This window comes from Streptomyces sp. NPDC007896, from assembly GCF_042959425.1.
Lineage (GTDB): Bacteria > Actinomycetota > Actinomycetes > Streptomycetales > Streptomycetaceae > Streptomyces.
This window is the reverse complement of the sequence record NZ_JBIBKX010000001.1, coordinates 617,113-636,074: the sequence shown is the minus strand read 5'-3', so window position 1 is coordinate 636,074 and position 18,962 is coordinate 617,113. Positions and strand designations below refer to the sequence as shown.

Annotated in this window: 22 protein-coding genes; 5 read left to right on the top strand and 17 right to left on the bottom strand. The window is 67.4% G+C overall.

Translation table 11 applies throughout. From position 1 onward, the window contains the following. Window positions 1-206: 206 nt before the first annotated feature. A complete protein-coding gene (glnA, locus tag ACFZDJ_RS02905; protein ID WP_054230834.1) occupies window positions 207-1,568 on the top strand; it encodes a type I glutamate--ammonia ligase in 1,362 nt (453 codons plus the stop codon). Window positions 1,569-1,643: 75 nt separating this feature from the next. On the opposite strand, the gene ACFZDJ_RS02900 is transcribed toward glnA, so the two are convergent. From ACFZDJ_RS02900 to ACFZDJ_RS02875, 6 genes are all read right to left on the bottom strand, one after another. After that, on the bottom strand, window positions 1,644-2,912 hold the full coding sequence (locus tag ACFZDJ_RS02900) for a tyrosine-type recombinase/integrase (protein WP_391055623.1): 1,269 nt from the start codon (window positions 2,910-2,912) through the stop codon (window positions 1,644-1,646). A gap of 78 nt (window positions 2,913-2,990) precedes the next feature. After that, window positions 2,991-3,236, bottom strand: coding sequence for a helix-turn-helix domain-containing protein (locus tag ACFZDJ_RS02895; protein ID WP_391055621.1), 246 nt, complete (start codon window positions 3,234-3,236; stop codon window positions 2,991-2,993). Window positions 3,237-3,324: 88 nt separating this feature from the next. Further along, window positions 3,325-4,746, bottom strand: coding sequence for a phage/plasmid primase, P4 family (locus ACFZDJ_RS02890; protein WP_391055618.1), 1,422 nt, complete (start codon window positions 4,744-4,746; stop codon window positions 3,325-3,327). Further along, window positions 4,743-5,084, bottom strand: coding sequence for a hypothetical protein (locus ACFZDJ_RS02885; RefSeq protein WP_391055615.1), 342 nt, complete (start codon window positions 5,082-5,084; stop codon window positions 4,743-4,745). Before ACFZDJ_RS02885 ends, ACFZDJ_RS02890 begins: the two co-directional genes overlap by 4 nt. 86 nt (window positions 5,085-5,170) lie before the next feature. After that, window positions 5,171-6,085 carry a bifunctional DNA primase/polymerase gene (locus tag ACFZDJ_RS02880; RefSeq protein WP_391055612.1) on the bottom strand — a complete coding sequence of 305 codons (915 nt, stop codon included), beginning with the start codon at window positions 6,083-6,085 and terminating at the stop codon, window positions 5,171-5,173. Between the two features lie 89 nt (window positions 6,086-6,174). Next, window positions 6,175-6,735, bottom strand: coding sequence for a hypothetical protein (locus ACFZDJ_RS02875; protein ID WP_391055609.1), 561 nt, complete (start codon window positions 6,733-6,735; stop codon window positions 6,175-6,177). A 158-nt stretch (window positions 6,736-6,893) separates the two neighbouring features. Here ACFZDJ_RS02875 and ACFZDJ_RS02870 point away from each other — a divergent pair, with 158 nt between their 5' ends. Then, window positions 6,894-7,265 carry a hypothetical protein gene (locus ACFZDJ_RS02870; protein WP_391055607.1) on the top strand — a complete coding sequence of 124 codons (372 nt, stop codon included), beginning with the start codon at window positions 6,894-6,896 and terminating at the stop codon, window positions 7,263-7,265. 7 nt (window positions 7,266-7,272) lie between these two features. Here ACFZDJ_RS02870 and ACFZDJ_RS02865 read toward each other — a convergent pair whose 3' ends face one another. The 9 genes from ACFZDJ_RS02865 to ACFZDJ_RS02825 form a co-directional block, all read right to left on the bottom strand. Continuing rightward, window positions 7,273-7,743 (bottom strand): hypothetical protein, encoded by a 471-nt coding sequence (locus ACFZDJ_RS02865; protein ID WP_391055604.1) that lies wholly within the window; start codon window positions 7,741-7,743, stop codon window positions 7,273-7,275. A 204-nt stretch (window positions 7,744-7,947) separates the two neighbouring features. Next, window positions 7,948-10,077, bottom strand: coding sequence for an ATP-binding protein (locus tag ACFZDJ_RS02860; protein ID WP_391055602.1), 2,130 nt, complete (start codon window positions 10,075-10,077; stop codon window positions 7,948-7,950). 107 nt (window positions 10,078-10,184) lie between these two features. After that, the gene (locus tag ACFZDJ_RS02855) at window positions 10,185-10,502 is read right to left on the bottom strand and encodes a hypothetical protein (RefSeq protein ID WP_143614645.1); all 318 of its coding nucleotides are present in this window, start codon (window positions 10,500-10,502) and stop codon (window positions 10,185-10,187) included. A gap of 2 nt (window positions 10,503-10,504) precedes the next feature. Then, window positions 10,505-10,690, bottom strand: a complete 186-nt coding sequence (locus ACFZDJ_RS02850) for a hypothetical protein (RefSeq protein WP_385383164.1) — start codon at window positions 10,688-10,690, stop codon at window positions 10,505-10,507. Further along, entirely contained in the window at window positions 10,687-11,091 is a 405-nt protein-coding gene (locus tag ACFZDJ_RS02845) for an RRQRL motif-containing zinc-binding protein (protein WP_358241931.1), read from the bottom strand. The genes ACFZDJ_RS02850 and ACFZDJ_RS02845 overlap by 4 nt, the downstream gene beginning before the upstream one ends. Then, window positions 11,091-11,960 (bottom strand): protein spdB, encoded by an 870-nt coding sequence (locus tag ACFZDJ_RS02840; protein WP_391055598.1) that lies wholly within the window; start codon window positions 11,958-11,960, stop codon window positions 11,091-11,093. The genes ACFZDJ_RS02845 and ACFZDJ_RS02840 overlap by 1 nt, the downstream gene beginning before the upstream one ends. Beyond that, window positions 11,957-12,226, bottom strand: a complete 270-nt coding sequence (locus ACFZDJ_RS02835; RefSeq protein WP_391055596.1) for a DUF6284 family protein — start codon at window positions 12,224-12,226, stop codon at window positions 11,957-11,959. Before ACFZDJ_RS02835 ends, ACFZDJ_RS02840 begins: the two co-directional genes overlap by 4 nt. Window positions 12,227-12,411: 185 nt before the next feature. Further along, a complete protein-coding gene (locus ACFZDJ_RS02830; RefSeq protein WP_391055593.1) occupies window positions 12,412-12,630 on the bottom strand; it encodes a hypothetical protein in 219 nt (72 codons plus the stop codon). A 115-nt stretch (window positions 12,631-12,745) separates the two neighbouring features. Next, window positions 12,746-13,129, bottom strand: a complete 384-nt coding sequence (locus ACFZDJ_RS02825) for an ATPase (protein WP_391055591.1) — start codon at window positions 13,127-13,129, stop codon at window positions 12,746-12,748. 457 nt (window positions 13,130-13,586) lie between these two features. Between ACFZDJ_RS02825 and ACFZDJ_RS02820 the strand changes: the two genes are divergently transcribed. Further along, complete coding sequence (locus ACFZDJ_RS02820) at window positions 13,587-14,345, top strand: helix-turn-helix domain-containing protein (RefSeq protein ID WP_391055588.1); 759 nt, start codon at window positions 13,587-13,589, stop codon at window positions 14,343-14,345. Window positions 14,346-14,347: 2 nt separating this feature from the next. Continuing rightward, on the top strand, window positions 14,348-14,821 hold the full coding sequence (locus ACFZDJ_RS02815) for an NUDIX domain-containing protein (protein ID WP_391055585.1): 474 nt from the start codon (window positions 14,348-14,350) through the stop codon (window positions 14,819-14,821). Here ACFZDJ_RS02815 and ACFZDJ_RS02810 read toward each other — a convergent pair. Both ACFZDJ_RS02810 and ACFZDJ_RS02805 read right to left on the bottom strand, forming a co-directional pair. Further along, window positions 14,809-15,375, bottom strand: a complete 567-nt coding sequence (locus ACFZDJ_RS02810) for an HD domain-containing protein (protein ID WP_391055582.1) — start codon at window positions 15,373-15,375, stop codon at window positions 14,809-14,811. The genes ACFZDJ_RS02815 and ACFZDJ_RS02810 overlap by 13 nt on opposite strands. A 1-nt stretch (window position 15,376) precedes the next feature. Beyond that, a complete protein-coding gene (locus ACFZDJ_RS02805; protein WP_391055579.1) occupies window positions 15,377-15,838 on the bottom strand; it encodes a GntR family transcriptional regulator in 462 nt (153 codons plus the stop codon). 214 nt (window positions 15,839-16,052) lie between these two features. On the opposite strand from ACFZDJ_RS02805, the gene ACFZDJ_RS02800 reads away from it, so the two are divergent. Then, window positions 16,053-18,962 (top strand): tetratricopeptide repeat protein (locus ACFZDJ_RS02800; protein ID WP_391055578.1); only part of this gene is annotated, 2,910 nt, incomplete at its 3' end.

The window sequence follows — 18,962 nt, the reverse complement described above, 5'->3', positions numbered from 1 at the left end:
CCATTACAGACAGGCGGATGAGCAGGCAGTATGGGCACCAGAGCAGGACACCTGCCGTACGCGAGGCGTTCAGACCGCGGTCGCCCGGGCGATCATGGTCCGCAACGCGCATGAAATGGTGTTGTGGTGGGATGCTCAGGTGCCCCGACCGTCCCCGAGGCGTGGGAGCAGGCGACCTGACCAGCAAGGATGGGTGGAAGCGGAAGATGGACAAGCAGCAGGAGTTCGTGCTCCGGACACTGGAGGAGCGGGACATCCGGTTCGTTCGGCTGTGGTTCACGGACGTGCTGGGCTTCCTCAAGTCGGTGGCCGTGGCTCCGGCCGAGCTGGAGCAGGCCTTCGACGAGGGCATCGGCTTCGACGGCTCGGCCATCGAGGGCTTCGCCCGTGTGTACGAGTCGGACATGATCGCCAAGCCGGACCCGTCGACGTTCCAGGTGCTGCCGTGGCGCGCGGAGGCCCCCGGTACGGCCCGCATGTTCTGCGACATCCTGATGCCGGACGGCTCCCCGTCCTTCGCGGACCCGCGCTACGTCCTCAAGCGCGCCCTCGCGAAGACCTCCGACCTGGGCTTCACCTTCTACACCCACCCGGAGATCGAGTTCTTCCTGCTGAAGGACCGCCCGCTGGACGGCTCGCGCCCGACCCCGGCCGACAACTCCGGCTACTTCGACCACACCCCGCAGAACGTCGGCATGGACTTCCGCCGCCAGGCGATCACCATGCTGGAGTCGATGGGCATCTCGGTCGAGTTCTCCCACCACGAGGGCGCCCCCGGCCAGCAGGAGATCGACCTGCGCTACGCCGACGCGCTCTCCACGGCCGACAACATCATGACGTTCCGCCTGGTCATGAAGCAGGTCGCGCTGGAGCAGGGCGTCCAGGCGACGTTCATGCCCAAGCCCTTCTCCGAGCACCCCGGCTCCGGCATGCACACGCACCTCTCCCTCTTCGAGGGCGACCGCAACGCGTTCTACGAGTCGGGCTCGGAGTACCAGCTCTCGAAGGTCGGCCGCTCCTTCATCGCGGGCCTGCTGAAGCACGCTGCGGAGATCTCCGCCGTCACCAACCAGTGGGTCAACTCCTACAAGCGCATCTGGGGCGGCTCGGAGCGCACCGCGGGCGCCGGCGGCGAGGCCCCCTCGTACATCTGCTGGGGTCACAACAACCGCTCCGCCCTCGTCCGCGTCCCGATGTACAAGCCCGGCAAGACCGGCTCCGCGCGCGTCGAGGTCCGCTCCATCGACTCGGGCGCGAACCCGTACCTGGCCTACGCCCTGCTCCTGGCCGCAGGCCTGAAGGGCATCGAAGAGGGCTACGAGCTCCCGCCCGGCGCCGACGACGACGTCTGGGCCCTCTCCGACGCCGAGCGCCGCGCGATGGGCATCGAGCCCCTGCCCCAGAACCTCGGCGAGGCCCTCACCCTCATGCAGCGCAGCGAACTGGTCGCCGAGACCCTCGGCGAACACGTCTTCGACTTCTTCCTGCGCAACAAGAAGTCGGAGTGGGAGGAGTACCGCTCCGAGGTCACGGCGTTCGAGCTCCGCAAGAACCTGCCGGTGCTGTAAGCGCAGGTCAGAGCGGCTTTCCCGCCAGAACGGCACGTAGGGCCGACGGTCGCCGACCGTCGGCCCTACGGCGTCTTACAGGCCCTGGGCCGTCTGTGGGCCGTCAAGCGGTGAATCGGTGCCCGCGTACATGCTGTCCACTGCCTTCCGGGTCCGGCTGTCGCTGCTCGGCATGAGGTGCGTGTACACCCGGAGCGTGAACCCCGGATCGGTGTGCCCGAGGTACGTACTCAGTGCCTTGATGTTCTCGCCGGCGTCCAGCAGGACCGACGCGTAGAAGTGCCTCAGCGCGTGCATGCCGTGCTCGCGAGCGGCCTGGTGCCGCATACCCGGTTTCGGCTCGGGGATGACTCCGGCGGCAACGAGAGCGGACTTCCACACGTGCGTGTTGAAGTCGGTACGGCGGACCGCACCGTTACCGTCTGGCCGAGTGAACAGCAGCCGCTTCGTGACGAGCGGCCCGTCCGGCCGCAGCCACGGCAACGTCACTTCCACCGGAGGCACCGTCTCCCGATGCCGCTTGAGTACGTGGGCGACGCGGTCGGGCAACGGCACGTCGCGCACCTTGTTGCACTTGGGAGGGCCGAACACCAGACGCCCGTTCGCGACCTTCACTTGGTACGCGATGTGGAGCCATCCGGAATCGAATTTGATCTCATCGTCCGGAAGTCCAAAGATCTCGCCTTGCCGGAGCCCGCAGCCGCCTCCCAGGTCGACCACGGCGCGGTAGCACTCGGGCAGTGCTGAGCGCACGGCGAACGTGCGCTCAGCGGTCCACGGGACGATGCGGCCCTTCCCGGGCTCGGGTGGGCGTACTGACCGCGCATGGCACGGGTTCTTCGTCAGGTGCGTGTCGTCGACAGCCGCGTTGAAAACCGTCGAGACGCTGTTGTAGATCACGCGCCTGTACGACGACGCGGGGACGGTGCGTTCCAATTCGCTCAGCCAGTCGCGGATGTGCTCGGGCTTGAAGGACCCGAGCGGGCGCGATCCGAGGTAGGGAATCGCGTGGCCGCGGAGCTGGGACACGACTGATTCCCTCGTGGTCAGGTCGGTCGTTTGCGTCGTGAGCCACTTCTCGGTGTACTCACGGAAGGTCACGCGCCCGGCAGACGGGTCTAGGTACTGACCCCGCGACATGTCGGCCTCGATGTGGGCGAGCCACTGGTCAGCGAGACGCTTCTGTCCGTCGGGGAAGGATTTGCTCTTCTCGGTGCCGTCGGGACCGATGTACCGGGCGCGATAGCGGAGGCCGGACCCGTGGCGTTCAGCCTTCACTCGGATGGTCCGGCCCGCGGCGTTGGTCTCGGTCTTGAACCAGCGGTCTTGAATATGGCCTGCCATGCGGAGGCGTTCCCTTCTGGGCATGGAGAAGGGAGGGCCACGGTGTGGCCCTCCCTTGGGAAGCAGTGTGGTGCGGTGTCAGGCGGCGGCCAGGTCGGCGCTCTTGCGTTCGCTGACATAGGCGCGGACGTCGACGGGGTCGTATCGGAGGTGTTTGCCGATGCGGAAGCCGGGCGGGCCGGTCCGCTTCTTGCGCCACTGGTAAACGGTCTCGATGGGCACTTCGAACATCTCGGCGATGTCGTCGGGTGTGAGGTACCGGTCCGGCAGGCCATCCCGGAGGGTGGCGCGGGGGTCGGCTCGGACGGGGGCGGGTGCGCTCACTGCGTCCTCCACAGTTGGAATCACATTGCTCTGAGTCGCGACTCATCGCGACTCAGAGCGGGTTGGCGGGTGCTTGAGTCGCGATGAGTCACGACTCAGGCAAATGTGGTTCGGACGGCTTCAGCGTGATTCCGGTGTAGGTGGCCACCTGCCGGTTGTAGGCGTCGCGTGGCCGGGTGCGGTTGAGCTGGGGCACGACGGAGAGCAGGTTGCGGCCGAAGATCTGTTTCGTGCCGTGGCGGACGCCGTTGTCTTCGGCCCACTCGCGCCAGACGTTCCACAGGTCGTCCACGGGGATGCTGCACGTCGGGCCGGTGGTGCAGCGTTCGCGGACGAATGCGCTGGTGGGTGAGGCGGTGTCCTGCATGGTGGTGATTGCCTCGCGGCTGGATTTCGGCTGTGTGATCCGTCCGTTGCGTTGGAGGCGTGCAAGTCCGTCCAGGGCCCAGTTGAGGATGCCTGGCATCTCTGCGGTGAGGCGGTCGGTGAGGGTGGGATCTTCCTTGCCGAGCCACGACAGCCGGGTGCTGAGCAGGATGAACCGGTTGGCGATGACGCCGGAGGAGTCGCCGAAGTGCGGCAGTTCGTTGGACAGGATCATCAGCCGCGAGGGCACCCGTCCCGTCCACGGTTCGCGGTACTTGCGGTCGATGTCGATCGTGTCGTCGCCGGAGATCGTCAACAGTCGCTCTACGACTTGGCTGTTGTCGTTGCCGGACAGTCGGGCGTCGGAGATGATCGCGAGGGATTTGCCGATCAGGGTGGACAGGCCGAAGTTCGTGCCGAGTCCGGCCAGGGTCGGGCCGGCCAGGTTCTCCTTGCCGACCAGTGCTTTCAGTACGCGGGCGATGGTGCCTTTGCCGGAGCGGGAGGGGCCGACGATGAGCAGGATCTTCTGCTGGTCGGTGCGGCCGGATAGGACATAGCCGAACCACTCCTGAAGTGCGGCGATGGAGTCGGGGTCTTCGGGCCAGAGCTGTGCGAGGAACCCGTGCCATGTGGGCGCGTTCGCGTCGGGGTCGTAGGCGAACGGTACGGAGACGAGGTTGAAGAACTCCGGTCCGTGTGGCAGGAGCGCCCGGTCGCGGATGCGCAGCAGGCCGTTTTCACAGGCGACGATGGGGCCTTCGTCGCGTCCGGTGTCGCCCTGGTCGTCGACCCAGGCGGGGGCGTCGGTGTCGGTGGGCAGCAGGGTGATCGATCCGAGGGCATCGAGCAGGTTGCCGATCTTCTGTTTGGTGGGTGCCCAGTCGCGTTCCTCGGGCTGCCCTTCCTTGCCGGGGGCCTGGTAGACGGCGTGCTCGAGGCGGGTGTACATCGCCTTGCGGATCTGTGCTTCCTCTGCCTCGCGCCAGCAGGAGCCGTTCCAGCGCATCCACGATGCCCGCCAACGCCGGCACACGAGCCGTCCGTCCTCGGTCTGCCAGTCCGGCAGCAGCCTGCGGGCCACGGCCAGGGGGTTGGTGGGCGGGGGCAGTTCCTCGGTCTCGGTGGCGGGGCGGTTCATCATGCGGCCGTCCTCCCTTCGGTGAGCGTGGGTGTTCCGGTGCAGGCGTCCTTGTGGGCGCCGTAGTCGGCGACCAGGGCAGCCACGGAGTGGGCTCCGGTGGCGGTGCGGGTCTGGCCGCAGGCGCAGGCATAGGCGGCGTTCGGGGTGTCGCCGTGCCGTTTGGACCAGCGGGCCCCGTCGTCGTGGGAGCGGTAGACCGGTGGTGCGTAGATGCGGATGCCGGGCTGGTCCGGCGTGGGGTCGTCGCTGTTGCGGCGTCCCTGGTCGGCGGGGAATCGCTTCGAACGAGGAAGAGCAGAAACGACGCCCTGACGGGCGGCGCCTTTCGGTTCGCCCACGGCCGTCGTGTCCACAGGCTGTGGAGCGGCGTGTGGTCCGACCGGAGTGGCGGTGGTGCTCTTCAGAGGAGGGCGGGAAGGGGCGGTCATGCCGCGTCCCGCCGGCGCTGGTTGTGGGCGATGGACCAGTTCAGCGCGCTGCGGAGGGTGGCGCGGCACTGCGACGGTGGCAGTCCCACCGCCTCGCCCGTCTCCTGAAGAGCCTGCTCCACCTCGTGCCGGGCGAGGTCGCCCCACGCGATAAAGCGCCCCATGGCTCGCGCCGCCCGAAACAACCTCGCCTCGCGCTGGCCGAGTTGGGCCCCGGAGACGTTGCGGACTTCATTGGCGAGCGCCGTGTCCGCGTATCGACGGGATTGCGCCGTTACGGGCGCCGAGGGTGCCTGTACGGGCTTGGGGGCCGGTTTCAGGATGCTCAGCAGCCACGACGGCAGAGAAGCCGTTACGGGGCCGCTGATGGCTTCGTAGGGTCCGGCGGGGGTGATGCTGCCCGCGGCGACGACGTAGCCGCCCCATGACCGGGTGTCGACCAACGGGGCGATCGTTCCTGCTGTGTTGGCCAGCCGCACCCCCGACGGCGCCGCGAAGTACAGGTGCTGTCCGCCGCTCGCGGTCCGTGTCCGGTAGGTGTCGGGGACGGCGTGACCGGTGCGCTCGCAGAGCGCCCCGAAGGTCGCCGCGCCGTCAGGCGCGTCCCCATTGCTGTGGTCCTTGGGCATGTCGAGGTCGACGACCAGCAGCCCGGAAGGGCCGGTGGCGATGCCGACGTTGAACGCGCCCTGCGACCAGGTGGCGCGGATGCGCTCGGGGTCGGTCGTCGCGCGCTGTTCCCACTTGAGGTGGCCTGCCTCGCACGCTCCGGTGCGCGGGCAGGTGGCTTCTCCGTGGAGGGCGGGGCGCTTGGTGCCGGGACGGAGCGGGAAGACGTGCCAGCCGCGGCCGGCAGCGCTCAGCGCGGCGGCGAGTAAGACCTCTCGCCGGTTGTCCGTGGGTTGGGTCATGCTGGAGGTCTCCAGTTCCTGTGTTGGGTTCTGGCTGGCAAGGGCGACCCCGGTTCTTTGGCGAGATGCGGGGGTCGCCCTTGGCGTAGCTACTGGTTCTCGGCCCAGACGGCGTATTCCTGGCGGACGTAGCCGCGCGGGTGGGCGAGCGTGGCCGGGTGCTCCGGCCCGTACGGGGCGCCGCTGTAGTCGCCCTCGGTGTCCTGGTCGGCCTCGATGAGCTGGCGAGCGGCGTTGGCCGCGACCTCGTCCGTGTCGTTACGGACGCCGTCGGCTTCGTACTCCAGCGCGATGCGGTCCAGCAGGGCGGCTTTGCGCAGCCAGTACTCACGGTCCACGTCGTCCCTGTGCTGGTTCTTGGCGAGCGTCCTGGCCGTGGAAGCGGTCCACGCGATCTCGTAGGTGATGCCGGGGGCGGTGGCGTAGGCGTCTTCCGGCGTGGGCCATGCTGTCGGCCCCACCTCGGTCGCCTCGGGAGCGTCGTTGAGCAGCGCGGCGGGGTCGGGGTGGAACGCCTTGGTGTAGAGGCGGACGCGGTGGCCGTTGTGGGCGGGGCGGCGCTGGATGGGGTCGCAGTCGAACGCGGCGGTCAACGCGCGGGTGATGTCCGGCTCGTCGGCGGGGTCGCAGATGATGCGGATGTCGAACACGGTTCTCCTCTTGGGGTGTTCAGCCGTGGAAGTGGCTGCGTTTGATGACGGCTTTGCGGATATTGACCGTGGTGGCGCCGTGTGGGCCGCTCGCGCTGAACACCTGCACGGCGATTCCTCCGCCGAAGATGACGGCGGTGAGGATGATGAGCTGGTGGATGAACGTCGCGAGGGCGGCCCGGGACTTTGGTGAGAAGTGGGTCGCCCTCTGGATGGACCAGGGGGACGGTGTGGCCGAGGACGAGATCAGTGCGCGTCTGCACGAGCGCATCCGGCGCGACTTCCCGGACGCCGACACTGCGCGGGGAGTCGTTGGTGCCCTGCGGATATTGGCGGTCGAACTCGAAGACTCGCGGCAGAGCATGGAACGGCTCCTGACCGCGGCCGTGGTGATCGCCGCGGGAGACGTCGACCGGTTTCGTTCGGCGGTCCGACTGGCTCGGTCCGACTGGCGCGACCTGCTCATGGCGGGATACCTGGGGCGCGAGGACTGGCCGCGCGTACTGGATGAAGAACTCGGTCACCAGTAGCTGTTGGTCAGCGATGGAAGTGGTTGCGCTTGATGACGGCCTTGCGGATGTTGACCGTGGTCCCGTCGCCGCGGTGGCCGCTCGCGGAGAAGACCTGCACGGCGACCCATCCGCCGAAGATGACGGCGGCGAGGATGATGAGTTGGTGGATCAGCGCGGCGAGCGCGGCGATGAACGTGGTGAGCAGCACGAGCCCGCCGCACACCGCGCCGAACCCGATGCCCCCGAGCGCGATGTTCACCGCGGCGCGGGAGACGGCGGGTTTGGCGGCGAGGGGTTCGGGCTGTATCGGGGTGATGGCGTAGCCGGTGACGACCCGGCCGTCGGGCAGGACAACGGACGCGACCGCCGGCACGGTGTGCGGCTGGACGGTGGCCAGGGGCGCCAGGTACGGCGCCATAGCGGGGGTGAGCGGGGTGGGCTGGTGGACTTCCGGGGCCCGTACGGCGGGCGCGCGGTCGGTGTGCTCGGGGTACATGCGGAATCCCTTCTGGTGCTGGGGTGGGGAGGCAGGGACACCCCCTTGCCGGGGGCACGTGGAGGGGGTTTTCGGGGTCTGACCTGGGGCGCATCCCCGCCTCCCCGAAACGGTGTTTTCGCTGATCAACGTGGGGGAGGAGGCCCGGGGAAGGGGTTGGGGAGTTCTCCCCGCCTCCCCGGGCCGGACGGCCATGCCTCCCCGCTACTCGGCGGCGGAAGCGGAACCCTCGGCGTCGCGGTTGGCGAGCGCTCGCAGGACGTGATCGCGGTGGACGACCATGACCCCGTGCGACTTCTTCGGCTCCTCGCCGTGCTCCTCCAACAGGCTCTTGAGCCGGTCGTTGGTCCACTGGTCGCCGTAGGTGCCCGGGTCCAGGGCGTGCAGCCGCTTGAGGACCTCGTTGGTCCGCAGCCGGGGCGCGTCGCCCAGGACGGCGGCGACGTCGGCGAGCGCGTCGCGCTCCTCGCCCCGGTCGACCGCGCGCAGGGTGGCGACGCCGTCGCGCAGGGCCTTGGCCCGTGCGGCGATCTCGGCGGCCGGCTCGTCGTCGATGAAGTGCGTACGCACGGTGATGGACGACTGGCCGGCCGGGATGTCGATGCCGTCGGAGGCGACCACGAGGGTTCCCTTGTCCAGACCCTGACGCAGCAGGTGCGGGGCCGCGCCGGCGTTGACGGCCTTGGCACCGAGGGCCATCTCAGCCTGAGACTCGGTGCCCACCACGAGGGAGGCGCGGGTGTGGGCGCCCTCGCGGACCAGCTTGGGAAGGTTCTGGTCGGTGGGGTCCTGCGTTCCCTGCCACATCAGCACGTCGACCGCACGCCCCTGGTTGTGGATCTCACGGACGGCCATGAAGTACCGGGACGTGGCCTTGGACCCGCCGTAGGGCCGCTTGTCCTCGCCCTTGGCCGGGCACATGAACGCCTTCTGCGCTTCGTCGACCAGCACGATCAGCGGCGGGAAGACGACGCTCGGGTCCCGGCGTTGAGCCTCGATCCGCCAGTTCATCTCCTCCACCGCGTCCTCGACCATCTCGGTCGCCTGGATGCAGTGGTCGTCGGCCGGGCCCTCGATCAGCATCTTCGCGATGCCCTCGAACACGGCCCAGTCGCCGATTCCCTTCAGGTCGGCGATCCAGAACTCCACGTTGCGGTCCAGGGCCAGCCACAGGGCGAGGGCGCGCAGGGCGGCGGTCTTGCCCTGGTTGGACAGGCCCGTGACCAACAGGTGCCGCTGATACAGGCTGATCGCGGCGGCGTCGCCGCGCAGGTCCTGCCCCCACGGGGCCTTACCGGTCTTGTAGTTCGCCGTCATCGTCTCGTCGATGACCAGCGGAGAGGGGCCGATCGGCTCGTCCAGCGCCCCGGAATCGGCGATCCACAGCCGGACCGTGCGGGCCGCTTCCGGGATGGTGATGAACACCTCGTGCTCGTGCCGGGTGAGGTTCTCGGCGAGCTTGCGGCGCTTGGCCTGCACCTCGTTCGTCGCCACCCCGGACGGGAGCGTGACGTCGACCTCCACGCCGCATCCGGCGATCCGGATCGGTCCCAGCATGGACGCGCCGGCGTCGCCCATCTCCTTGATGGCGTTGCGCAGCGCGGGCACCCCCAGGTCCCGCAGGGCCTTGACGACGATCGAGGGGGTGATCGGCTCGCCCTCACCGTTGCGGACGTTCGCGGGCAGGGCCCACTGTGGGGCGGCTTGCTGCTTGCTGCCGACGGTCCACAGGGCGAGCAGGGCGAGGAACGGGCCGATCGTGAGAGCCGGACCCCATACGACCTGCACGATCCGGATCAGCAGGGCGATGAACTCGATCGTCGCTTTCAGTGGGGTGATGACGTCGGTGACGTCGTGGTTGTTGATGGCCATCACCACTCCGAGTGCGACCAGTACCCCGATGCTCACCCCGGTGCCGACGGCAATGCCCTTGGCGGCCTCTACGGGCGAGTGGAGGAGGTCCATGCGGCGGTGGTGGCGGGCGGCGCGGAAGCGCTGCAGCCGCTCTTCCCACTCCTCGGCCGCTTCCAGGTTCCCCGCGGCTTCGGCCGTGCGGATCATGCGCTCGTAGCGGGCTCCGGTCTTGCCGTCCCAGGTGCGGCGGGCCACGATCCGGCCCCCGTTGAACGTGTAGAGGCTGTGCCGGGCGACGGCGCGGGCGGTTGTCTTGGTGGTCTCGTGTGTGACCGCGGTCTTGACCGCGCGGCCGGAGCGCACCCACAGCGGCACCGGGGGCGCCGGCGGGGTGTCGGGTACGACGGTCAGCACCGTGGGCGCCGCGGGGTCGGTCGGGGGGTCGGTGGGCTTGTGGAGGTGAACGACGTTCTCGGACATGCTGAGGGTGCTCCTGACTGCCCCTTCGCGGGCGGGAGTTGAGGAGGGCGCCGGGGTGGCCGTGTCCGTGGCAGGGGGCGGTCACCCCGGCGGGTTGTGCGGGCTGGTCAGAACCAGCGGGAAGACTTCTTGGCGGCCTTGGCGCGGGCGGCCTCGGTGATGAGGCGCTGGCGCTCGCCGTGCAGGGCGGTCAGTTCCGCGTTCAGCCGCATCTCAGCGGCGGACCCGGTGGTGTCCATCCGCTCCTCGGCACGGCCCGTGCTGCGGCCGCGGGAGGCGCGGTAGGCGCCGCCGGCCAGTGCGCGGGCCATGGCGCGGCGCTCCGAGCCGTTCAGCGGCCACCACTCACCCCGGCGAACGGCTTCCAGCTTCTTCTGCGTCTGCTGGATCTCGCGGTCCAAACGGCGGATGTCGGAGTTGGCCATGGTCATCCCTTCCTGGGGTAGGTGTGGCCGGCGGGCGGCTGGTCGCACCGGTTGGCGTACAGGGCGCAGGCGACGGTCTGTTCGAACTCATCCGGCTCGCGGTCAGGGGGCAGGGAGTCACCGAGGGCGGCCATCAGGCCCACGGTGCGGGCGCAGTCGTCGGCGGCGGTCTCGCGGCAGATGCTCAACAGGCCCCCTGGTGGGCGGAGTCGTGGCTGTCGGGGTAGGCGCACAGCACGCACATGCCGAGCGAGCGCGGCATGCAGTAGCTGTAGGTGAGGTGGCACTTGGGACAGGTGCGGCGGGCGAGCATCGCCAGCGCGAGCGCGCCCCACTTCCGCGAGGTCATCGGCCGGACGGGCTTGGCGAGGTCGATGCGGTAGAGGTAGGCGACCCGGACGTTCCCGGCGCGCCGGTTGATGCGCATGACCTGCGCCGCTATCGGCTGACCGCCCGGACGCAGCCCCCGGGCCCGTAACTGCCGGCGGGTGGCCAACTGGTCGTCGTCGGGGGCGAACTTCCAGGGGTAGGTCGGGATGCCGTAGCGGGCGCCGGACGGGTCGAAGCACTTGCCGAACGCGGCCGACATCAGGCGACCCGCTTCCACGCCGCCCGCAGCCGGACCTCAGAAGCTGAGTGGCCGGATGACCGGAAGCGGGTGGCCATCTCGCGGTAGGACAGGGCGGGGGTTTCGCTGTGGCGGATCTCGTCGACGAGCGCGTCGAGCGCGTCGTCGGTGAGGGCGGGCGCCGCGTCCAGCGTGAACGCGGATACGGGCTCGGTGGGTCCCCAGACGGGCAGTTGCCAGCGGGGTGTGACGTCGGGTGTGACGCGGGCCGTCACACTGGTCAGGGCCCTGCCGGTGTCCTCGCCGTCCCGCGCCGTCTCCAGCGTCGACCACGCCCGCGAGAGGGTCTGCGCGGTCTTGGCCTGGACGCGTGCGACGCGGGCGCCTGCCTGCGTCACGGCCGTCAGCCGGGTCTCCTCGGTGACCGCTTCGGCCCGCAGGCGGGCGCGGGCCACGGCGGCTTCGTCGCGGGCTTCCTGCTGGATTCCGCGGATCGCTCCGAGCGCGTTCGGGGTGAGTGCGGTGCGCTCCCACAGTCCGTGGACCAGCCACAGTGCCTTGGCGGCGATGGGCAGCCAGGCCACGGCCAGCCACGCGCCGGCGGATGCCTCGGCGGTGAGTGCGTGGGCGATCAGGACGCCGGCGGCGATGAGGCCGAAGGACCAGCCGACTCCGGTGACGGCGTGGCTGTGGTCGCCTTGGGCTGCGAGGCGGCGTTCGTAGGCGAGGGTGGCCAGCCATCCGCCGTCGATGCCGAGACCGACGACCAGGGCGACGGGCCACGGCATCGCCGTGCCCAGCCACATCACGACCACGGCCAGGGTGAGGACCATGGACACGGCCGTCATGGCGACGGCGGGCAGCACGGTCTTGGTGGTCCTGGCGCTCATGCCGCACCTCCGGCGGCCATCTCGTCGGCGGTGCGGTTGGCGAGGATCCGCCACTCCGTGAGGACCCGGGCGAGGGCGCGGCGCACGCGGCGGGTGTCGACCTCGTTCGGGCTGTGGTCCATGGCGATGATCTGCGCGTCGATCAGGTCGACGTCCGCCAGGATCAGCGGCATTTCCGACTCGATCGCGGCCAGTTCCGCATCCGTCGGCTCGTTCCAGTCGGCGAACGCGGTAACAGCTTCCTGAACAGTGACGATGTGGTTCATTGGGTCGTGTTCTCCCTAGTCGGTGGTACGGCCCGAAAGCGGTCCCCGGGGTGCATCCCGGGGACCGCGCGCCGTTGAGGTGAGAGCCGCACTCGAGTGGTGCGGCGGGCTGCAGAGTTGCGGCCGGTGCCCCGGGCCGGATTCGATCCGGCGCCCTTCGCGGCAGGTGGCCGGGGCTGCCCGCGTCAGAAGCGGCGGGAGATGGTGCCGTGGTTGTCGCCCTCGACGACGGTCATGCCCTTGCCGGAGAACGTGCGCTGGCCGGTGTCCTTGCTGTCCGTGCCGGTGTCGCCGTCGTGGATGTCGCCGTTCATCGCCACCGGGCCCGTATTGCCCGAGATGACCGTGCCGCCGATGTCGCCGGTGTGGTCGCCGTTGACGATGATCGTGTTCTTGCGGGCCATGTCTGCTCCTTGGGTGAGGGCCGGCCGGTGGTGGCCGGAGTGCCCGGGCCGGATTCGGTCCGGCACTGTCGCGGTCCCCGTCGCAGTGCGGCGGGTCCGAGGCGAGAGCGGGCGGTCAGTGCTGGACGACGTCCTTGCCGAGGTCGCGGTGCCAGACGGTGACGTCGTGACCCGCGTCGCGCAGCAGTTCGGCGAGTGCACGGGCGAACGTGGGGGCGCGGTGCCGGCCTCCCGCGCACCCGTCGGCGACGGTGACGGTTCCGGCGGACGGGCCGGACGTGAACGCGTTCACCGCCGCGGCGGTCGCGAGCACGAGGGCCGCGATACCCGGCGTGGTCAGCACTGCCGTGCGTACCGGCTCGTCATCCGCGGTCATGTACCGGAGCTCCGGGCTCACGTGCGGGTCGCGGAAGTGGTGACGCAGGTCGATGGTCAGATGCGCGGCGGGCGGCTCGTCGTGCAGGTAGCCGAACGAAACGATCTCAACAGCAGCAGTCATGAGGGACTCCTAGGAAGCGAAGGGGGCAGTTCCGGGCTCCCCTCACCCGCCCCAACATTTCGGTGGGGCGGGATCGGGCAACCGGCAGCGGCACGTTCGGCCGCTGAGCCATTGCGTACGAGGTGTGCGCGGCTCTTTCGCCGCGCGGACCGCCCACTTGCTCGCAGAGGCGGGGCGGTTTGCCTCAGACACACTGTTGAGTTCTCAAGTAACGGACGCTTCCTTTGAACCCGTTTCACGGGGTTCTCCGGGCGTTGGGTCATGCGGTACCTGTTTTACAGGTACCGCATGGGGGGCCGTCAAGTGCACCGACGGAACCTCTTGGCTTCGCGCCAGGACTTCTTGGCGCACCATCAGAATCGGTGCAGGTCAGGGGAGTTGGTGACCCCATGCGTAGACAGCTCGGGGAGATCTGACTACCGTCAAGAGCTCCCTAGACGTCCCATCGGGAGTGCAGATGTCCAACGAACGCTTGCGGTCCGCTCTCCTGGCGCAAGGCATGAGCGTTCAGGACCTGGCGGAAGTGATCGAGGTCAACCCGAAGACTGTCGAGCGCTGGATCACTCAGGGGAAAGTGCCGTACCGGCGCCATCAGTACGCGACGGCCTCGGCGCTCAAGGTCGACGTGACCACGTTGTGGGACGACAACCGAACCGTCGACAGCGCGATGGACCTGAGCAAGGCTGAGATCGTCGCGGTCTACCCGCACCGGCATACGGTGCCCGCCGGACTCTGGCGCGAAATCTACGCGCGGGCGGAGAAGCACCTAGACGTGCTCGTCTACTCCGGGCTCTTCCTGTCTGAAGATCCCGTGTTTCACGACCTCTTGAAGGCGAAGGTGGCTGGGACCACGCAGGTGCGAATCCTGCTTGGGGACCCCGGCTGTGAAGCGGTCCGGCAACGTGGCATAGACGAAGGGCACCGGATCATGGACGGCAAGATCCGCAATGCCTTACTGAACTATCGCCCGCTCTTCGAGAGCCACCCGGACATCGGCTTCCGGCTGCATGACTCGACGCTCTACAACTCCATCTACCGGTCTGATGACGAGATGCTCGTGAACCCGCACGTCTACGGCATTGGCGCCTACCTGGCCCCTGTCCTCCATCTGCGTCGCATGCCGGGCGGCGGCCTGTTCGACACGTACGCGAATAGCATCGAACAGACTTGGGGCGGCGCTCGCCACATCACGGACCGCGACATCACGGGAGCTTGAACATGGGACGCATCGACTACCTGCACGATCCCGACGCCCCGCCGGCCAATTCGGTTGTGCCCTCGGTGGTGGCGTTCGTCCAGAACGATGCGGGGGAAGTGCTGATGATCCAGCGGTCCGACAACGGCCGTTGGGCGCTGCCCGGCGGTGGCCACGACGTGGGGGAGTCCATCAGCGACACCGTCGTGCGCGAGGTCTGGGAAGAGACGGGCATCAAGGCGGAAGTCGTCGACATCTCCGGGGTCTACACCGACCCTGGGCACGTGATGCGGTACGACGATGGCGAGGTCCGCCAACAGTTCAGCATCTGCTTCCGCGCCCGGCCGATCGGCGGCGAGGTTCGCACGAGCAACGAGACGACACAGGTCCGCTGGGTCGCCCCCGCGGACCTGTCGACGCTGGACGTGCACCCCACCATGCAGCTCCGGATCGAGCACGCGATGGACCATACGCGGACGGCCCCCTACATCGGCTGACGCTTGGCGACAGCGACCCGTTCGAGGACGCGGGCTGTGCTTGCCAGGATCTCGGGTTCGGCGCGGCGGATGAACGTACCGATGAGGCTGTCCGGCCCGTAGCGTCCGGTGATTTCGTTGATCCGATCCACAGGATTCGTTGGCGTGCCGTCCGGCGTGGTGTTCATGTCGCAGTAGCAGAGCGCGTCATTGAGGTCAGCGCTCTCGCGGGGGAACTCGTCCTCCAGCTCCTCACGCATCCCTCGTGCTTCCGCCTCCATCCACGCACAGGAATGGTGAGCCACCAAGTGCACGACCCGCTCGTCGGCCTGTGCTACATCCCGGAGATAGCGGGCCCCATCGAGTGGATGGAAGCCAGTCTTGACAAGATCCGGCGCGTAGCCGATGTCATGAAGTACAGCTGCGGACTCCAGCAACTCGGCATCCTTCCCGAGGACGAGCGCAATGGTCCGTGCCCGCTCGGCGACCCCCAATGAATGCTTCCAGCGCCGCGGTAGCGGCTCGGCGAGCAAAGATTCTGCGAGCGGGTAGGCCCACTCTGTCAGCTCGGACAAGCTACGAACACTCCCCTCGAATCGGCAAGGCGCGGACTGTTCGCACCTTCCCCTGTCCTCCACTCACCAGCACGCCGGCGGCTTCCAACTTGTCGAGAGCCTTGGTCACGGTGGGTCGGGAGACTCCGAACTTTGCCGCCAGTACTGTTGCGCTTGGGAAGGCTGCCCCCACCTCAAGCCCCTCATCCGTGATGATGTCGGTGAGTCGCGCTTCCAACGGGCGCCGGTCCGCTCGTTGCCCTTGCCGGATCACACGCCAACGGCCACCAGGCACCGGCTCGGCGACGCCATCTTTCTGTAGAACGCCGAAGGCACGCAGCGCGACCCCGCGTGAAATCCCGTGGTCGCGCATCAGGTCTGCGGCCGACGGAAGCTCCGTCAACTCCGGGTCCGCCTCGATCTGAGCCTTCACCGCGTCCGCGACCTTCAGAAAGGTCCCCCGAGGGCTGGCCTGCTGCGACACTCGCTCTCCCTCTCTGTCTGCTCGTCGTCAAGAGCTCAAGTTTCCCACGCTGGGCTCACCTGTCTTGTGACAGTGAACGCTGAGCGCAGGCCGTCGGAGGTTGAGTAGACCGGCGGCCTGCAAGATCAACGATCTGTGCTCCGTCGACCGCGGCGCGAGCGCGGAAACCTATCGAGGTGGACCGTATGCCGCCTCTCCCGAGGTGCGAGCTGTCATGCTGGTGGCGGGGGTGGTGTGGGTGGCTGGTAAGAGGCCGTCGCGGCAGGAGTTGAACCGACGCCGACGCCGAAGCGGCTTCGTTGGTCGGCACGGCGAATTGAGCGCCTTCCGCGATAACTTCGCCCACGACCCGGGAAGCGAAGCCTTCCAGTACCTATTCCACATCCACGGTCACGCCGGGGTAGGCAAGACGTCACTGGTCAGGCAGTGGGAGACAGCGGCGCGTGACCTGGGCGCGGCAACTGCCTACCTCGACGATGACGTGCACAGCGTCATCGAGGCGATGGAGGCAATCAGCACGCAATGTGGTCGACAGGGGGCTCCGCTCAGAAGGTTTGAGAAGCAGTTGGCGGCCTACCATCAGCGCCTTCATGAAGCAGAGACGCCCGCAGACCCGTCAGTGCGTGGGGAGGCTGACGGCGCAGGGGGGCCTGGCTCACCGAATGCGGCGTCGGCGACCAGTACGGTCCTGGCTCACGCAAGTCTTGCCGGGCTTGGAATGCTGCCTGGGATGGGAGCGGTTGCCGGCGCCATGGATCCCCAGCAGGTGGCACAGGGCACTGACCGGTTGCGCGCTGCACTCAGCGCCCGGTTCCGCAATCACACCGATGTCCAACTGGTGCTGTCCCCGGTGCGGGTGCTGACGCCGGTCTTCCTGGAAGATCTGGCTGAGTTTGCGGAGCGACGACCCTGGGTGGTGCTGTTCTTCGACGTGTTTGAGCAGACCAGTCCGGTGTTGAACGAGTGGTTGCGTGATGTCCTGGTGGGCGAAGAGTACCCGGGGCTGCCTGACAACGTTCTTGCGGTGTTGTCAGGCCAAGGACGACTAGATGCCCGGTACTGGGGCGACTACTTAGATCTCGTGGCCCAAGTCCCACTGGACGTGTTTACCGACGACGAAGCCCGACAGTTGCTGTCCGCCAGAGGCGTAACCGATGAGCACGTCATCCAGGTAATTTTGCAATTGACGGGCAGGCTGCCCGTGCTGGTCGACACACTCGCCCAGAATCGTCCCCAGGATCCAGCCGATGTGGGAGACCCGTCGGACACTGCGGTCGAGCGTTTCCTTAAATGGATTACCGACCCTGACCAGCAGAGGGCCGCCCTCGCGTGCGCACTACCCTTGCAACTGGACGAGGATATCTACCGCGCTGCCGTGCCCGATACTGCGGCCGACCAGTACGCGTGGCTACGCAGCCTACCCTTTGTCTCCGGCCAAGCCGGACGCTGCCGCTATCACGACGTCGTCCGTACCCCCATGCTCCGTCTGCAACGCACACAGTCCCCCAGCCGCTGGCAGCAACAGCACACCCGCCTCGCAGACATCTATCAGCAGCGACGCGAATCTCTAGAAAACACGCTCCCGGCCAATGAGTACTGGGAGAGCCCTACTTGGCGTGAACACCGACTCAGCGAGACCTACCACCGCCTGTGCGCCCAGCCCCATCACGCCTTGCCTGAAGTGCTTCGGGACATCGTGCACGCTTGTGATGGGGGAGCGTCCGTTCTGCGACGCTGGGCTCAGGTACTACATCAGTCCGGACAGGACACCGACATGTCGGTCCTCGCTGCCTGGGAAGAGCGACTCCAGCCCACAGGACCAGACGCCGACGATGCGGTCAGTCTCATTACCGCCTTAAGCCAATTGCTAACGAGCGCGGAGCTGACCAACGATGATCGCGCTTTGGCGCACGCCATCCGTGGCCGCGAGCACCGCAATGCGGGCCGGTATGAAGATGCCCTCATCGACTTTTCCGAAGCTTTGGTGTTGGCGCCTGACTTTGACCGTGCTCACTACGGTCGTGGGGAAACGCACCGTCTCATGGGCCGCTACGACCAGGCTCTCGACGCCTTCAGTCGCGCTATCGAAATCGCCCCCAACGATGTCTGGAACCTTGGGAGCCGTGCGCAGACTTTTCGGGCTCTTGAGCGTTACGACGAGGCGCACGCCGACTACACCCGAGCCATTGAAGTCGACAATACTCACGTCTGGGTAATTTTTGGCCGCGGACAGACTTATCGGCTAATGCGGCGTTCTGGTGAGGCGCTCGCAGACTTCAGTCACGCCATCGAACTGAGTCCAAATGCACCAAGTGTAGTGATCGCTCATCGCGGCCTCGCCTATCAGGATCTAGAGCGCTACAGCGAGGCTATCGCAGACTACAACCGTGCCATCGAACTCGACCCTAATGCTGACTGGGTTATCGCCAATCGAGGGCAGGCTTATCACGATCTGGAGCGCTATGGCGAGGCCCTCGCGGACTTTAACCGTGCTATTGAACTCGATAGTGATTATGTTTGGGCGATAGCCTGCCGCGGGCGGACCTTGCGAGTTCTTAAGCGCTATGACGAGGCTCTCGCGGACTTTAACCGTGCCATTGAACTCGAAAGTTCTTATGTCTGGACGCTCACTGGTCGCGGAGAGACGTATCGTCTAATGGAGCGCTATGGCGAGGCCCTCGCGGACTTTAATCGTGGCATTGAACTCGATAGTGATTATGGTTGGGCGATATCCTGCCGTGGGCAGGCCTATCGAGCTCTTAAGCGCTATAACGAAGCCCTCGCGGACTTCAACCGCGCCATCGAGTTGGACTCCAATTCTGACTGGGCGTTTGCTGGTCGCGGAGAGACGTATCGTCTAATGGAGCGCTATGGCGAGGCCCTCGCGGACTTTAACCGTGCTATTGAACTCGATGGTGATTATGGTTGGGCGATAGCCTGCCGTGGGCAGGTCTATCGAGTTCTTAAGCGCTATGGCGAGGCCCTCGCGGACTTCAATCGTGCTATTGAACTCGATAGTGATTATGGTTGGGCGTTTGCTGGTCGCGGAGAGACGTATCGTCTAATGGAGCGCTATGGCGAGGCCCTCGCGGACTTTAACCGTGCTATTGAACTCGATGGTGAT

What these genes read in the sequence shown, in the direction of transcription:
- ACFZDJ_RS02855 (WP_143614645.1), bottom strand. Translation starts at nt 10,502, where the DNA reads ATGGCCAACTCCGACATCCGCCGTTTGGACCGCGAGATCCAGCAGACG.
- glnA (WP_054230834.1), top strand. Translation starts at nt 207, where the DNA reads ATGGACAAGCAGCAGGAGTTCGTGCTCCGGACACTGGAGGAGCGGGAC.
- ACFZDJ_RS02870 (WP_391055607.1), top strand. Translation starts at nt 6,894, where the DNA reads ATGAACGTCGCGAGGGCGGCCCGGGACTTTGGTGAGAAGTGGGTCGCC.
- ACFZDJ_RS02900 (WP_391055623.1), bottom strand. Translation starts at nt 2,912, where the DNA reads ATGGCAGGCCATATTCAAGACCGCTGGTTCAAGACCGAGACCAACGCC.
- ACFZDJ_RS02865 (WP_391055604.1), bottom strand. Translation starts at nt 7,743, where the DNA reads ATGTACCCCGAGCACACCGACCGCGCGCCCGCCGTACGGGCCCCGGAA.
- ACFZDJ_RS02845 (WP_358241931.1), bottom strand. Translation starts at nt 11,091, where the DNA reads ATGTCGGCCGCGTTCGGCAAGTGCTTCGACCCGTCCGGCGCCCGCTAC.
- ACFZDJ_RS02880 (WP_391055612.1), bottom strand. Translation starts at nt 6,085, where the DNA reads ATGACCCAACCCACGGACAACCGGCGAGAGGTCTTACTCGCCGCCGCG.
- ACFZDJ_RS02835 (WP_391055596.1), bottom strand. Translation starts at nt 12,226, where the DNA reads ATGAACCACATCGTCACTGTTCAGGAAGCTGTTACCGCGTTCGCCGAC.
- ACFZDJ_RS02825 (WP_391055591.1), bottom strand. Translation starts at nt 13,129, where the DNA reads ATGACTGCTGCTGTTGAGATCGTTTCGTTCGGCTACCTGCACGACGAG.
- ACFZDJ_RS02830 (WP_391055593.1), bottom strand. Translation starts at nt 12,630, where the DNA reads ATGGCCCGCAAGAACACGATCATCGTCAACGGCGACCACACCGGCGAC.
- ACFZDJ_RS02815 (WP_391055585.1), top strand. Translation starts at nt 14,348, where the DNA reads ATGGGACGCATCGACTACCTGCACGATCCCGACGCCCCGCCGGCCAAT.
- ACFZDJ_RS02820 (WP_391055588.1), top strand. Translation starts at nt 13,587, where the DNA reads ATGTCCAACGAACGCTTGCGGTCCGCTCTCCTGGCGCAAGGCATGAGC.
- ACFZDJ_RS02840 (WP_391055598.1), bottom strand. Translation starts at nt 11,960, where the DNA reads ATGAGCGCCAGGACCACCAAGACCGTGCTGCCCGCCGTCGCCATGACG.
- ACFZDJ_RS02890 (WP_391055618.1), bottom strand. Translation starts at nt 4,746, where the DNA reads ATGATGAACCGCCCCGCCACCGAGACCGAGGAACTGCCCCCGCCCACC.
- ACFZDJ_RS02860 (WP_391055602.1), bottom strand. Translation starts at nt 10,077, where the DNA reads ATGTCCGAGAACGTCGTTCACCTCCACAAGCCCACCGACCCCCCGACC.